Annotated in this window: 17 protein-coding genes; 10 read left to right on the plus strand and 7 right to left on the minus strand. The window is 63.8% G+C overall.

Going from position 1 to position 13,788, the window contains the following annotated elements; genetic code table 11:
- Positions 1-109 precede the first annotated feature (109 nt).
- The 10 genes from MJ956_RS09825 (at position 110) to MJ956_RS09870 (ending at position 8,793) form a co-directional block, all read left to right on the plus strand.
- Complete coding sequence (locus MJ956_RS09825; RefSeq protein ID WP_253964294.1) at positions 110-1,042, plus strand: ribose-phosphate pyrophosphokinase; 933 nt, start codon at positions 110-112, stop codon at positions 1,040-1,042.
- Between the two features lie 107 nt (positions 1,043-1,149).
- Complete coding sequence (locus MJ956_RS09830) at positions 1,150-1,683, plus strand: hypothetical protein (RefSeq protein WP_253964295.1); 534 nt, start codon at positions 1,150-1,152, stop codon at positions 1,681-1,683.
- Positions 1,684-1,731: 48 nt separating this feature from the next.
- Positions 1,732-2,052 (plus strand): BrnT family toxin, encoded by a 321-nt coding sequence (locus tag MJ956_RS09835; RefSeq protein ID WP_253964296.1) that lies wholly within the window; start codon positions 1,732-1,734, stop codon positions 2,050-2,052.
- Entirely contained in the window at positions 2,049-2,330 is a 282-nt protein-coding gene (locus MJ956_RS09840; RefSeq protein WP_253964297.1) for a CopG family antitoxin, read from the plus strand. Before MJ956_RS09835 ends, MJ956_RS09840 begins: the two co-directional genes overlap by 4 nt.
- Before the next feature lie 203 nt (positions 2,331-2,533).
- The gene (locus MJ956_RS09845) at positions 2,534-3,208 is read left to right on the plus strand and encodes a 50S ribosomal protein L25/general stress protein Ctc (RefSeq protein ID WP_253964298.1); all 675 of its coding nucleotides are present in this window, start codon (positions 2,534-2,536) and stop codon (positions 3,206-3,208) included.
- Positions 3,209-3,255: 47 nt separating this feature from the next.
- A complete protein-coding gene (gene pth / locus MJ956_RS09850; protein ID WP_253964299.1) occupies positions 3,256-3,993 on the plus strand; it encodes an aminoacyl-tRNA hydrolase in 738 nt (245 codons plus the stop codon).
- Positions 3,994-4,047: 54 nt separating this feature from the next.
- Positions 4,048-5,151: a redox-regulated ATPase YchF gene (gene ychF, locus MJ956_RS09855; RefSeq protein WP_253964300.1), complete on the plus strand. Its 1,104-nt coding sequence runs from the start codon at positions 4,048-4,050 to the stop codon at positions 5,149-5,151.
- A 73-nt stretch (positions 5,152-5,224) separates the two neighbouring features.
- Positions 5,225-5,674 (plus strand): MaoC family dehydratase, encoded by a 450-nt coding sequence (locus tag MJ956_RS09860; RefSeq protein WP_253964301.1) that lies wholly within the window; start codon positions 5,225-5,227, stop codon positions 5,672-5,674.
- On the plus strand, positions 5,671-6,141 hold the full coding sequence (locus tag MJ956_RS09865) for a MaoC family dehydratase (protein WP_253964302.1): 471 nt from the start codon (positions 5,671-5,673) through the stop codon (positions 6,139-6,141). The genes MJ956_RS09860 and MJ956_RS09865 overlap by 4 nt, the downstream gene beginning before the upstream one ends.
- A 318-nt stretch (positions 6,142-6,459) precedes the next feature.
- The gene (locus MJ956_RS09870; protein ID WP_253964303.1) at positions 6,460-8,793 is read left to right on the plus strand and encodes a putative bifunctional diguanylate cyclase/phosphodiesterase; all 2,334 of its coding nucleotides are present in this window, start codon (positions 6,460-6,462) and stop codon (positions 8,791-8,793) included.
- 147 nt (positions 8,794-8,940) lie between these two features.
- On the opposite strand, the gene MJ956_RS09875 is transcribed toward MJ956_RS09870, so the two are convergent.
- The 7 genes from MJ956_RS09875 to MJ956_RS09905 form a co-directional block, all read right to left on the minus strand.
- Positions 8,941-9,471: an adenine phosphoribosyltransferase gene (locus MJ956_RS09875; protein ID WP_253964304.1), complete on the minus strand. Its 531-nt coding sequence runs from the start codon at positions 9,469-9,471 to the stop codon at positions 8,941-8,943.
- Positions 9,472-9,515: 44 nt separating this feature from the next.
- Entirely contained in the window at positions 9,516-9,836 is a 321-nt protein-coding gene (hmuQ, locus tag MJ956_RS09880) for a heme-degrading protein HmuQ (protein WP_253964305.1), read from the minus strand.
- Between the two features lie 140 nt (positions 9,837-9,976).
- Positions 9,977-10,768 carry a cytochrome c1 gene (locus MJ956_RS09885; RefSeq protein ID WP_253964347.1) on the minus strand — a complete coding sequence of 264 codons (792 nt, stop codon included), beginning with the start codon at positions 10,766-10,768 and terminating at the stop codon, positions 9,977-9,979.
- Between the two features lie 249 nt (positions 10,769-11,017).
- The gene (locus tag MJ956_RS09890; RefSeq protein WP_253964306.1) at positions 11,018-12,334 is read right to left on the minus strand and encodes a cytochrome b; all 1,317 of its coding nucleotides are present in this window, start codon (positions 12,332-12,334) and stop codon (positions 11,018-11,020) included.
- Between the two features lie 19 nt (positions 12,335-12,353).
- Positions 12,354-12,935: a ubiquinol-cytochrome c reductase iron-sulfur subunit gene (gene petA / locus MJ956_RS09895; protein ID WP_253964307.1), complete on the minus strand. Its 582-nt coding sequence runs from the start codon at positions 12,933-12,935 to the stop codon at positions 12,354-12,356.
- 268 nt (positions 12,936-13,203) lie between these two features.
- Positions 13,204-13,392 carry a type II toxin-antitoxin system RelE/ParE family toxin gene (locus tag MJ956_RS09900; protein WP_253964308.1) on the minus strand — a complete coding sequence of 63 codons (189 nt, stop codon included), beginning with the start codon at positions 13,390-13,392 and terminating at the stop codon, positions 13,204-13,206.
- Positions 13,393-13,479: 87 nt separating this feature from the next.
- Positions 13,480-13,755 (minus strand): ribbon-helix-helix domain-containing protein, encoded by a 276-nt coding sequence (locus tag MJ956_RS09905; protein WP_253964309.1) that lies wholly within the window; start codon positions 13,753-13,755, stop codon positions 13,480-13,482.
- Positions 13,756-13,788 lie beyond the last annotated feature (33 nt).

A 13,788-nucleotide genomic window follows, 5' to 3' on the forward strand; every position in this document is an offset into this window, starting at 1 on the left:
GCGATGTTGTTATGAGCCCCTCCATTGATCGGCCTCGCTAAGGACACCGCCCAAAACGGCATGCGATAGCGCTTGCCCCATCGGTGGCCCGACTACCGGAAAGAACGCGATGAAACTGTTCAGCGGCAATTCCAATCGCGTTCTTGCGGAAGCCATCGGACGCTACCTGGAATTGCCTCTCGGCGACGCCATGGTCCGGCGGTTTGCCGATCAGGAGATTTTCGTCGAAATCCAGGAGAATGTGCGCGGCGAGGATGTCTTCATCGTCCAGTCGACGGCCTATCCGGCCAACGATCATCTCATGGAACTGCTGATCATGATCGATGCCCTGCGCCGCGCCTCGGCGCGCCGCATCACGGCCGTGATACCCTATTTCGGTTATGCCCGGCAGGACCGAAAGGCCGGCGGCCGCACGCCGATTTCGGCCAAGCTGGTCGCCAATCTGATCACCGAGGCCGGCGCCGACAGGGTCATGACGCTGGATCTTCACGCCGGGCAGATCCAGGGCTTCTTCGACATTCCCACCGACAATCTGTTCGCCGTGCCGCTCATCGCGCGCGACGTGAAGGCGCACCAGGATCTTTCGAATCTGATGGTGGTCTCGCCGGACGTCGGCGGCGTCGTGCGCGCGCGCGCGCTGGCCAAGCGCCTCGACGCGCCGCTGGCCATCGTCGACAAGCGCCGCGACCGGCCGGGCGATTCGGAGGTGATGAACATCATCGGCGACGTCACCGGCCGCAATTGCATCCTGATCGACGACATCATCGATTCCGGCGGCACCCTGTGCAACGCCGCCGACGCGCTGGTGAAGGCCGGCGCCAACAGCGCCTCCGCCTACATCACCCACGGCGTCCTGTCGGGCGGGGCCGCCGCCCGCATCACCGCGTCGAGCCTCAAGGAGCTGGTGATCACCGACTCGATCCAGCCGACCAAGGCGATCCTCAATGCTCCCAATATCCGAGTGGTAACCACGGCCAACCTTCTCGGCGAGGCGATCGCCCGCACCGCCTCGGAGGAATCGGTCTCCAGCCTGTTCGACTGACGGACTGACAGCGTCGGCGCGATCGCTGCGCGCCCAATCGCGTCTGGCCGAGCACCGATTTGCGGCGTAACATCCATGGCCTGCCCCCGAGAATCGGGAGTACGGCCATGTTTCGCCGCCTCGACCAGATCAGCGTCCGGCAGGTGCTGCTTACCGGCATCGGCCTTGTCGCGATCCTGCTCGCCATTGGCCTGGCGACCCGCGAGAACGTCGCCGACAAGCCGTATCTGACCATCGCCGGCTCCGGCTTCATCTTCAATTACCGTGTCGCGGACGCCTATTACGGCTTCACCGCCATCGTCGAGAAGCCGGTGCGGAACTATTCGCGCATCGAGGCGTCGTTCGAAGACCCCGCCGGCGGACCGCCGTTTCTCGTCAGCGCCAAGCTGACGCCGCGCAGCAAGCGATACGGCCTGCGCTCTCCGCCCCTCAGCGGCATCGAAAAGGACAAGCCCTACCGCGTGACGGTACGCCTCGTTCAAAATGGCGACGGCGCGGTGCTGTTCGAGGATGCCTTCACCGTCGCCTCGCAAATCTCCGGCGCCGTCGTGCCGCCCGCCCCGCTGACCATCGGTCCCGGCTATGCCCGCAATCCTGACCTGCCGGACGGGTGGAAGGCGCCTGCGGCCGGGCGGGACTGAACCACCGTCCCGAATCCACAACAGGATCGGCATTGCCGAGGACGGGCGATGTGTGTACATTCATACACATCGACGGAGACGGTCGTGCTGGAACGGATCGCGGGTTTCGACTGGGACGACGGCAACTGGCCGAAATGCGGCAAGCACGGCGTTTCGCGTGACGAGATCGAAGCGGCGCTGACCACTGGACCAGACGTTTACCCGGACCGGGGGCGTGGTCCGGTCGAAAGTCGATACAACGCCGTCGGCAGGGCTGCCGGGGGCCGTTCTGTCTTCATTGTCTTCACGCTCCGTCGGCACTGGGACGGCATGAAAAATCAGACCGATCAGCGCAAGATACATGCACCGGAAGGAGGTGCTTCGATATGAGCAGACCAGAGGGTAAGCCGCTGAAGCAATTTCCCGTTTTCAGGACGGACGAGGAAGCCGAGCATTTCATCGATACCGCCGATCTCTCCGAATACGATTTTTCTGGCTTCAAACGCGTCAAGTTCGAGTTCGAGAACAAGACCGCGCGGGTGAACATGCGCCTGCCCGAATCGCAGCTCGCGCTGGTCAAGGCCGAGGCGAAGAAGCGCGGCCTGCCCTATCAGCGCTTCATCCGCGAGCTCATCGATCGCGGCCTGCACGATCTGAAGGTGCTGTGAACGGCGAGGCGCGACGTGCGCACCAGTAACCTCGCGCGCCTTGCTCCTCCCCGCGCCTTGCGCTATAGCCACGCCGTCCGCGCGGACACCCTTGGAGGCAGCGCGGAGTTGAGCGGTCTGGTCGGCTTTTGCCGACGGGTCCGCTTTTCGTCGTTTCGGACAAGACGTCCGCGCGACCACCTCGCAAACAACAGGATATAGCCATGAGCGAGACCTTCACGGTCAAAGCCGAGGCGCGCGACAAGGTCGGCAAGGGGGCCGCCAGACATCTTCGCCGCTCCGGAATGATTCCCGCCGTCATCTACGGCGACAAGCAAGATCCCCAGCCGATCGCCATCCCATACAAGGAAACCTTTCTGGCATTGCACGCCGGCGGTTTCATGACCCATGTCGCGACGATCGAGCTGGACGGCAAGAAGATCCAGGTGCTGCCGAAAGACTATCAGCTGGAGCCGGTCCGCGACTTTCTGATGCATGTCGACTTTCTGCGCGTTTCCGCAAAGACCCGCGTGACCGTCGAAATCCCGGTTCACTTCGAGAACGAGGACGATGCCCCGGGCCTGAAGCGCGGCGGCGTTCTCAACGTCGTGCGCTATGCGGTCGAGGTTGTCGCCCCGGCAAGCGCCATTCCCGAGGCGTTCACCCTGGATCTCACCGGTCTCGATATCGGCGATTCCATCCATGCCTCGGCGCTGACGCTGCCGAAGGGCGTCGATCTGACGATCACCGACCGCGATTTCACCATCGCGACGATCGCGGCTCCGGCCGCGCTGCGTTCCGAGGAAGACGAGGCGGCGGAAGCCGCGGCGGCTGACGCGGTCGAGGCGACCGAGGTCGCGGAGTCGACTGACGAGGGTGAGTCCGACGAGGACAAGTAAGCGAGCGGCCCCGCCGACCGACTTATACGAGAAAAAGGAGCCGGGCGATGTTGCTGATCGCAGGATTGGGCAATCCCGGCTCCCGTTACGCCGGCAATCGCCACAATATCGGGTTCATGGCGGTGGACGAGATCGCCAGGAACCCCTCCTTCTCTGCCTGGTCGAAGAAGTTTTCCGCCGAGATTGCCGAAGGCAAGATCGGGACGGAGAAGGTGCTTCTCGTCAAGCCCCAGACCTTCATGAACGAGTCCGGCCGGTCGGTCGGCGAGGCGGCGCGGTTCTTCAAGATCGAGCCGAAGAACATCGTTGTCATCCATGACGAACTCGATCTGGCGCCTGGCAAGCTGCGGGTAAAGACCGGCGGCGGCAATGGCGGCCATAACGGGCTTCGATCGATCGACGCCCATCTCGGTACCAAGGATTACAAGCGCGTGCGCCTCGGCATCGGCCATCCCGGCGTGAAAGAGGCGGTGACGCGGCATGTCCTAGGCGATTTCGCCAAGGTCGACCGGGATTGGCTCGATCCCTTGCTGGAGGCCATCGCCCGTCACGTCGACAGTCTGGTCGCCGGCAATGACGCCCTGTTCATGAACAAGGTGAGCGTTGCCACCGGGTCGAGCGAGCCGGCGGGCGCCAGGGGCTCCACGGTGACGCAGCCGGCCAAGAGCAATGGCAAGGGCCAAAGCCATGTCCGTCAGGCGCGCGGCAGCGGCCCGACGGTAAAGGTGCCGGATAAAGGCCCGATGGCCGAGATGCTGAAACGAATTTTCGGGTCGAAGGACTGAGCGGGGCCAAAGCTCCGCCGGGATCGCCCCGCTCGAAGACAAGGACCACACCCCATGGGTTTCAGATGCGGTATCGTCGGCCTGCCGAATGTCGGCAAATCGACGCTGTTCAACGCCCTGACCAAGACCGCCGCCGCCCAGGCCGCGAATTACCCGTTCTGCACCATCGAGCCGAATACCGGCGACGTGCCGGTGCCGGACGCGCGGCTGAAGGACATCGCCCGTATCGCCAAGTCGGCGGCGATCATCGCCACGCGGATCACCTTCGTCGACATCGCCGGCCTGGTGCGCGGCGCGTCCAAGGGGGAAGGGCTCGGCAACCAGTTTCTCGCGAACATCCGCGAGGTCGACGCGATCGTCCACGTGCTGCGCTGCTTCGAGAATGACGACATCGTTCATGTCGAGGGCAAGATCGACCCCGTCGCCGACGCCGAGACGGTCGAAACCGAGCTGATGCTGTCGGACCTCGAGAGTCTCGAGCGACGCACCGTCGCCACGCGCAAGAAGGCGGCCGGCAAGGACAAGGAAGCGCAGCAGGCGCTGCCGGTCATGGAAGCGGCGCTGGCGAAGCTGCAGGCCGGCGAGCCGGTGCGCGTGCTGCTCGCCGGCATGGACCCGGAAGAGCGGCGCGAGCTGCGGAACCTCAATCTCTTGACCTCCAAGCCCGTCCTCTACGTCTGCAACGTCGCCGAGGACGACGCGGCCACCGGCAACGCGCATTCCGAGGCCGTGGCGGCAATGGCGGAACGTCAGGGCGCCCGTACCGTGGTGATCTCGGCGGAAATCGAATCGGAAATCGCCCAGCTTCCGGCCGAGGAAGTCGGCGATTATCTGGAGGCGATGGGGCTCAGCGAACCCGGCCTCGACCGGCTGATCCAGGCCGGCTACGAACTCCTCGACCTGATCACCTATTTTACCGCGGGACCGAAGGAAGCGCGCGCCTGGACCGTCAAACGCGGCGCCAAGGCGCCGCAGGCGGCGGGCGTCATCCATACCGACTTCGAGAAAGGCTTTATCCGCGCCCAGACCATCGGCTTTGCCGATTTCGTCGAGCTCGGCGGCGAGAGTGCCGCCAAGGAAGCCGGCAAGGCCCGCGACGAGGGCAAGGAGTATGTCGTGCAGGACGGTGACGTTCTGATGTTCAAATTCAACAATTGAACCTAACTGACTGGTTTCGATTCGTGATCGTCTCCGCTGTGGCCGCCAGAGGCTGTTGAAGGGAAGAACGACAGTGCGCGCATTCGAGGATTTCACCGAAGGGCTGGAGATTGCCCTCGGCCCCTACGAGGTTACGAAACAGGAGGTGATCGAATTCGCGGCCGAGTTCGATCCGCAGCCGTTCCACCTGGACGAAGAAGCGGCGAAGGCAAGCATGCTCGGCGGTCTGTCGGCGTCGGGCTGGCACACCTGCGCGATGATGATGCGGATGATGGCCGACGCCTATGTGCTCGACTCCACGTCGCAGGGCGGACCAGGCGTCGATTTCGTCAAATGGATGCGTCCTGTCAGACCCGGCGATACCCTTTACGGTACGGCATGCGTGCTCTCCGCTCGACTGTCGGCCAAACGCCCGACGATCGGCCTCGCGCGGATTTCCACCACCCTGCGCAATGGACGCGGTGAAACGGTTCTCGAAAGCGAACACACGCTGTTCCTCCTGACCCGCGAGGCGGCGGCATGAGTTACTGGGAGACGATCACCGTCGGCGAAACGATCGAACTCGGCTCGCACACTTTCGAGGCCGAAGCGATCAAGCGTTTCGCGGCGAAATACGACCCGCAAGGCTTTCATCTCGATGAGGAGACCGCCAAGGCGTCGATGTTCGGCGGGCTCTGCGCCTCGGGCTGGCACACCGCCGCTGTCTGCATGCGGCTCAATGTCGACACCCGGGCGGCCCATGCTCGCGAATGGATCGCCGCAGGCAACCCGGCACCGAAAATGGGGCCCTCCCCCGGCGTCACCAATCTGCGCTGGCTGAAACCGGTCTATGCCGGCGACACCGTGACCTTCCGTCAAACCGTGACGGCGAAGCGGAAATCCGCCAGCCGCCCAGGCTGGGGCGTCCTGGAGTTCACCACGCTTGGCGTCAACCAGAACGGCGAGCCGGTATTTTCCTTCGACGGGGCGGCATTCAGCGGCACCGACTGACCGCACGAGGCGGCCCGCCAAGGCTGTCGACGATCACATTCTCGTGTCGCCGGCCCTTGCCGGTCTCCGTCTTTCCGACTGACGTGAATGGCGAATCGATCCGAAGATCCCTGTGCGCACGGTTCCGCTGCCGGAGCGCGCAGCGCGCGGCGCGAGCACAAGGCGCATCTACGGTTACATGCAACAGCTCCAGTTCACCACTTCTTAGTGCGTTTGGTATTGGATGCCCTTGGGACAATCAGGGGCTCGCGGCACTTCGTAATGCTTACAATTCCTTTTCTCAGAAAGAACCCCCGATCCGTTTCTATCGAAACCGAATTGTCGTCCCGCTTTCGCGGCGTCCAGATCAACAACATCTTGAAATTCACGCCGATCATGATGCTCGGCAACATGGTCAGCGCGACGGTCATATTTCCTGTCGCCCATGAGGCCGGTCTGGCCTCGGCATTTTTAATCTGGTGCGCCCCGCTTCTCTACTTCGTCTTCGCCGCCGCCCGATCACGGGACCGCATCGTGAAGTCGGGATACCTCCAGACCGCATCGCGGCGCGCCATAGAACGCGCCAAGCTTTCCGCCTTGCTGCTCGGGTCCTGGTGGTCGATCACCATCCTCGTCATCTACCCGGCGGCTGACAGCGGTGGAAAGGCGATCGCCGCGACGATCGTCGTGGGGCTGATTTCCGGCAGCGCCTTCGCCCTCTGCGCGCTCCCCGCCGCCATGCTCAACTACATGCTCCCCGTCATCGCAGGGGGGGCTACGGCCCTGCTTCTTTCCGGCAACCCGCATGACATTCTTTTCACGATCCTGCTCTGCGCTTTCTCCTTCATCGTCATCCAGAGCGGCCTCGGTCGCGCTCAACTGATCAAGGCAAGTTTCGAGGATCAGCAGAAACTGGCCGAACAGTCGGCCATTATCGAACTCCTGCTGCGCGATTTCGAGGAAGGAACCAGCGACTGGCTATGGGAAACCGATGCCGGCGGAACGCTCACCCGCGGCATCGAACGCTTCTCGCAGTTCCGCTGTAAGGCCCAGGCCGCGAACGATATGCCGCCCGACGGTAGCACGACGCTGCAATCCATCCTTTCCTGCTCCGGCGGGATGTTCCAAGGCCACAGCCCGATTTCAGACCATCTGGCGGCCCGGACACCGTTTCGCGATCAGGTCATCGAAGTCGGCGCGCGGCAAGCGTCGCGATGGATGTCCATTTCGGGCAAACCGATCTTCGATTGCAGCGGCGAGTTTATCGGCTTTCGCGGCGTGGCGTCGGATATCACCGCCGCTCGCGAGGCTGAAATCCGCATCCACTATCTGGCTCATCACGACAGCCTGACGGGCTTGGCCAATCGGGCCCATTTCGCCGAGCAGATCGAAGCGATTTTGCGCGAGGACGATTGCGAGGGACCGGTCGGCAGTATCTTCTATCTCGATCTCGACAACTTCAAAGCCATCAACGACACACGTGGCCATACGATGGGCGACCGGCTGCTGAAAGCGGTCGGCGCCCGCTTGAAGGATGTGGTCGGCCCCGAGGACACGGTGTCGCGCATCGGCGGCGACGAATATGCCATCATCGCGCGAAGCGCCCGGGATGAGAACGCGGCCGGCCGCTTGGCGACGGCGATCCTGGAGAGCTTCGCCCGGCCGTTCGATCTGGGATCGGAAACGGCGTGCGTCGGATCGTCCGTCGGCATCGCCTTTCCGGGCAAGGACGGCAAGACCGCCGAACATCTTCTCAAGAGCGCCGATCTCGCCCTTTATCACGCCAAGGAGGAAGGCAAGCGGACCTATCGATTCTTTACCCTCGCGATGGCCCGTCAGCGCCTCGAACGCCACCGCCTGGAACAGGATCTTCGCGATGCCATCGGCAACGGGGAACTGTTCCTTCAGTATCAGCCGCTCATCCACAACGGCACGCGCAGGACGGTCGGCTTCGAGGCGCTGCTGCGCTGGCAGCATCCCGAGCACGGCCGGGTAACGCCCGACCGGTTCATCCCTCTGGCGGAGGAGATCGGCGCCATCACGGAGATTGGCGCGTGGGTCATCCATCAGGCCTGCGGAACCGCGGCGTCCTGGCCGGAAGAGCTCTCGGTCGCGGTCAATGTCTCGGCCCACCAGTTCAAGGATGGCGGCATCGTCGAAGCGGTGCGGGACGCGCTGGCGCGAACCGGTCTGCGCCCCGATCGGTTGGAACTGGAGATCACCGAAAGCGTCCTGATCGACGACGCGCAACAGGTCGTCGAGATACTCCACAAATTGCGGAACATCGGCGTCAAGATCGCCCTCGACGATTTCGGCACCGGCTATTCCAGCCTGTCCTATCTGCGCCGCTTCGCCTTCGACAAGCTGAAGATCGACCGCTCCTTCGTCAGCGCCATCAAGGACGACCCCGTCGCCCGCGGCATCCTCGAGACGATCATGATCCTTGGCCGTGTCCTCGACCTTTGCGTAACCGCCGAGGGCGTCGAGGATGATGCGCAACTCGCCATTCTCAGCAAGCTGAACTGCAGCCAGTTGCAGGGTTACTACTTCAGTCCGCCGATGGCCGAAACCGATGTGGGCGGCTACCTCCTCAACGAATTCCGGCGCTCGGCAGTCGCGGCCAGCGCCGACGTCCCCCGTCTGGCGAAATCGTTGTCGGCGGCGCGCGACTGACGCCGCTGCCGGTTCCCGCCCGCCGGCGGCGGTCCTGCTAGAGCATCGGACCGAAAACCGGAATCCGGTTTTTGGATGATCCGAGGCCCAATCAAAAATGTTAGAGTGTCCCTTGCGCGTCCGAACGGACGCGCGGCGCTCTAGGCGTCAGTGACCGGCAAACGCCACGAGGGTCCGGACGTCCACGCCCAACGCCTCGAGCTTCTTGCGCCCCCCAAGATCCGGCAGATCGATGACGAAGCAGGCGGCGACGATCTCGGCGCCGAGCTCGCGCAACAGCTTCACCGCGCCCTCGGCGGTACCGCCGGTGGCGATCAGATCGTCGGTGAGGAGCACGCGCTGGCCAGGGCTGACGGCATCGCGGTGCATCTCCATCTCGTCGACGCCGTATTCGAGGCTATAGGCGACCCGGACCGTGTCATGCGGCAGCTTGCCCTTCTTGCGGATCGGCACGAAACCGGCCGACAACTGATGGGCAAGCGCCCCGCCGAGGATGAAGCCGCGCGCCTCGATCCCGGCGACATGGTCGACGTCCTCGTTCTTGTAGGGAGCGACCAGCGTGTCGACGGCGGCGCGAAAGATCGCCGGGTCGGCCAGCAGCGTCGTGATGTCGCGAAACCGGATACCCGGTTTGGGATAATCGGCAATGGTGCGGATGGCGGCAGCGAAATCGTGCATGCGGTTACCGGCCTCTCGGAAGAACGAAAATCATCAGGTGAGGTTCAATCCGCCGCGCCGATGGTCTGGATGACCTCGAAGCCCTCGATTTCCGGATGACCTTCATAAAGCGGCCGCGTGCCGCCGGCGCTGCCGTGGGCGGCGCGGAACGCCTCCGATTTGGTCCAAGCCTGAAACGCGGCGAGGCTTTGCCAGATCGTATGGGAAGAATAGAGCGTGTGGCCCTCACGCGCCGGCCCGCGCAGCATATGGAACTCGACGAAGCCGGGGACGTCCCCCAGTTTCGAATCACGGTTCAGCCACAGCGCCTCGAATTCGGCTTCCGCGCCGGGCAGCACCTTGAAGCGGTTCATGGCGATATACATCGCTGGTTCCTCCATCCGCAGTTGCTCGGCACCTTGATCGCCCAAGCGGGACCGCCCCACAAGAGGCCCCTTCACCAAGAAAAAAGGGAGCTTGAAAAGCCCCCTTTTCCGATCGTTCTTGCCCCCGACAATGACCGCTGTCAGTGCGGCGTGCCCGCCCAGACCCGCCGTTTGATCAGGAACATCAGCGCGGCGAACACGACGAGGAACAGCATGACGATCAGGCCGGTCGCCTTGCGCTCGGCGAGGTGCGGCTCGGCGGCCCACATCAGGAACGCCGACACATCGCGGGCGTACTGGTCCGTCGTCTCGGGCGCACCGTCGCCGTATTCCACGAAGCCGTCCGAGATCGGCTCTGCCATCGCCAGCGCCGGGCCGTAAAGATAATACGGGTTGTAGTATGTGCCCGGCTGCAGCTCCAACCCCGCTGGTGCCTCTTCATAGCCCGTCAGCAGCGCATGGATGTAGTCGGGCCCCGACTCCGCATACTGGGTGAAGATGTCGAAGACGAAGGTCGGGAAGCCGCGTTCGGCGGCCCGCGCCTTGGCGATCAGCGACAAGTCCGGCGGCACCGCGCCATTGTTGGCAGCGGCAGCGGCCTCGGGGTTGGGGAACGGCGCCGGGAAGCGGTCGGACGGAATGCCCGGCCGCTCGAACATATCGCCGTCGCCATTCGGGCCGTCCTGCACCAGATACTCGGCGGCGAAAGCTTTCACCTGGTCTTCGCTGTAACCGAGCGCCTCGAGATTGCGCATCGCGACGAGGTTCATCGAATGGCAGGCGGCACAGACCTCCTTGTAGACCTTGAGGCCGCGCTGCAACTGCCCGATGTCCCAACTGCCGAACGGGCCGGCGAAGCTCCAGGACAGTTCGTCGGGCTTCTTGATCGGATAATGCGGCGTTTCGGACTCGGCATGCTCCTCCTCGGGCATTTTCTCGGAGGCGACGGCCTCGGCCGGCTGTTCCCCTGCGGCGGCTTCGGCCGGCTGTACGGCCTCGGTATTTTCAGCCGCCGGCTGCCCGCCTTCGGCGGTGGCGGCAGGCGCGGCTTCGACGGTCCCGGCGGGCGGGGCCGAGTCTTGTGCGATCGCGACCGACATCGGCGCGAAGACGACGCCCGCGGCGAGAAGGGCTGACAACAGTCTGGTCATTGGCATGTCTTCTTTCTCCGAAGCCTCAGCTCAGCCTCTGGTTTCCGGCGCCGAGGCCGTCGGTGCGGGGGCCGCCCCGCCGCCGGTGCCCGTGCCGACACCGCGATCGGGTCCGAGCACCGCCTCGCTGATCGAGTTGGGCAGCTTCCTGGGCGTCTCGATCAGTCCAAGAACCGGCATCACGATCAGGAAATGCCCGAAATAGTAGATCGTCCCGAACAGGGCCAGGATCGGGTAGATGCCTTCCGCCGGCTTGGCACCGAGCCAGCCGAGGAAAATGCAATCGGCGACGAGGATCCAGAAGAATATCTTGTAAAGCGGCCGAAACGCCGTCGACTTTACCCGCGACGTATCGAGCCATGGCACGAAGAACAGCACCAGGATCGAGCCGAACATCACCAGCACGCCGCCGAGTTTGGAATCGATCGGGCCGATATTGAAGGTGATGGCGCGCAGCATGGCGTAGAACGGCAGGAAGTACCATTCGGGCACGATGTGCGCCGGCGTCTTCAGCGGGTTCGCCTCGATATAGTTGTCGGGGTGGCCGAGGAAGTTCGGCAGGTAGAAGACGAAATACGCGAAGATCGCCAGGAAGACGATCATGGCGAAGCCGTCCTTGATCGTCGCGTGCGGCGTGAACGGCACGGTATCCTTCGACGACTTGACCTCGACGCCGGTCGGGTTGGTCTGTCCGGTGACGTGCAGCGCCCAAACGTGCAGGATCACCACGCCGGCGATCATGAACGGCAAGAGATAGTGCAGCGAGAAGAAGCGGTTCAGCGTGGCGTTGTCGACCGCGAAGCCGCCGAGCAGCAGCTGCTGGATCGGCTCGCCGATCAGCGGGAAGGCGGTGAAGAAGCCGGTGATGACCGTGGCGCCCCAGAACGACATCTGGCCCCAGGGCAGCACGTAGCCCATGAACGCCGTCGCCATCATCAGGAGGAAGATGATCACGCCGAGAATCCACAAGACCTCGCGGGGCTGCTTGTAGGAGCCGTAGTAAAGGCCGCGGAAGATATGGATATAGACGGCGATGAAGAAGAACGACGCGCCGGTGGCGTGCATGTAGCGCAACAGCCAGCCCCAGTTGACGTCGCGCATGATCCTCTCGACGGATTCGAAGGCGATCGCCGAAGAGGCGGCGTAGTGCATGGCCAGCACGATGCCGGTCAGGATCTGAAGCACCAGGAAGATCGAGAGAATGCCACCGAAGGTGTAGGCGTAATTCAGGTTGCGCGGCACCGGATAGGCGACGAAGGAATCATACATGAGACGCGGCAGCGGCAGCCGCGCGTCCAGCCAGCGCATGAAGCCGCTCGTCGGAACATAGGAAGAATGACCACTCATAGCTCGAACTTTCTCCCTGTCAGCCGATGCGCACGGTCGTGTCGGACGTGAATGCGAAGGGCGGAATCGCCATGTTTTCCGGCGCCGGTCCGGTGCGGATGCGTCCGGCCGTGTCGTAATGCGAGCCATGGCACGGGCAGAACCAGCCGTCGTAATCGCCGGCCTGCCCGAGCGGAATGCAGCCGAGATGGGTGCAGACGCCGACCATGACGAGCCAGGCCTCCTTGCTTTCGGCGGAGCGGTTCTCGTCGGTCGCCGGCGCGTCACCGGGGATATTGGCGTTGCGCGCCAGCGGATCCTTCAGCTCGGACAGATCAACGGCCTTGCCCTCCTCGATCTCCGCCGCCGTGCGCTGGCGGATGAAGATCGGCTTGCCGCGCCATTTGGCGGTGATCGACTGCCCTTCGGCCACCTGGCTGACATCGACTTCGATCTCGGCCAGGGCCAGCGTCGCGGCGTCCGGGTTCATCTGATCGATGAACGGCCAGGCGAAGGCGGCAGCGCCGACCGCGCCGATCGCGCCGGTGGCGATGTAGAGAAAATCCCGGCGGTTCGGGTCGGAATGCTCCCGGTTCGGGTCGGCGTTTTCGTTGACGCTCACGGCGGCTGCCACTCCTTGACTGGTCTCGCGCGGATCGCACCGCTTCTTGCGGATTTAAGCCCGCGCGGCAAGGGGAGAGGCGACGCATTTTCGCCGCACTCCCGAAAAGATCGCGATTTCGGGCGCGTTTTAGGCGGGAAGCCGGCCGGTTGTCCAGACGAAAGGGGGTGTGACGGCAACGTGTCGCGTGGGGGGGCGCGGAGATCACGGGTTGCCTTGTTCCGCCGGGGCATCTCGACTGTAGAGGAGATCGTAGTCTCTGCCGCCCTCATTCCCCAAACGCCTGCGTCTGATCGCGCGCGCCGTGCAGCACGCGCACGATCCGGACCTCATCGTCCAATTCGCGGAAGAACAGCAGATACCGGCCATGCACGGCAGCTCTCAGGCCAGGACTGATATCGTCTCGCGCCCGGAAGCTGCGCGGTCCGTGCGCCGCTTGCCACGCCTTGGCCTCCACTTTCCGCGCGGTCGGGATCGTCCTCGGCGATATAAAGGCCAATCGCCAAGAGATCGGCGCGCGCTTCGTGCGTGAAGCCGAGCCGCTTCATCCCTTGGTGGCGCGGCGCTCCGCGATCATCTGGCGAAGCTCCGCGAAAAACTCGCCGGCGGGAATGCTCGGCCCGCTCTCGTCCCCGATCCTGATCGCCTCACGGAGGGTTTGCAAGTCACGGCTTTCCTCTTCGCGCCGGCGCGACCAATCCCGCAGCGCCTCCCGGACGATTTCGCTGGTGGACGCATATTCGCCCCCCTCGACGGTGCGTCGCAGCATTGCGGCCGTTTCGGCCGGCATGGTGATCGTCAGGCGTTCGACCGAGGACATGACAACTCCCGAAAACAGATTATCTTATTTTAG

The organism is Aurantimonas marianensis (assembly GCF_024195285.1).
Classification (GTDB): domain Bacteria; phylum Pseudomonadota; class Alphaproteobacteria; order Rhizobiales; family Rhizobiaceae; genus Aurantimonas; species Aurantimonas marianensis.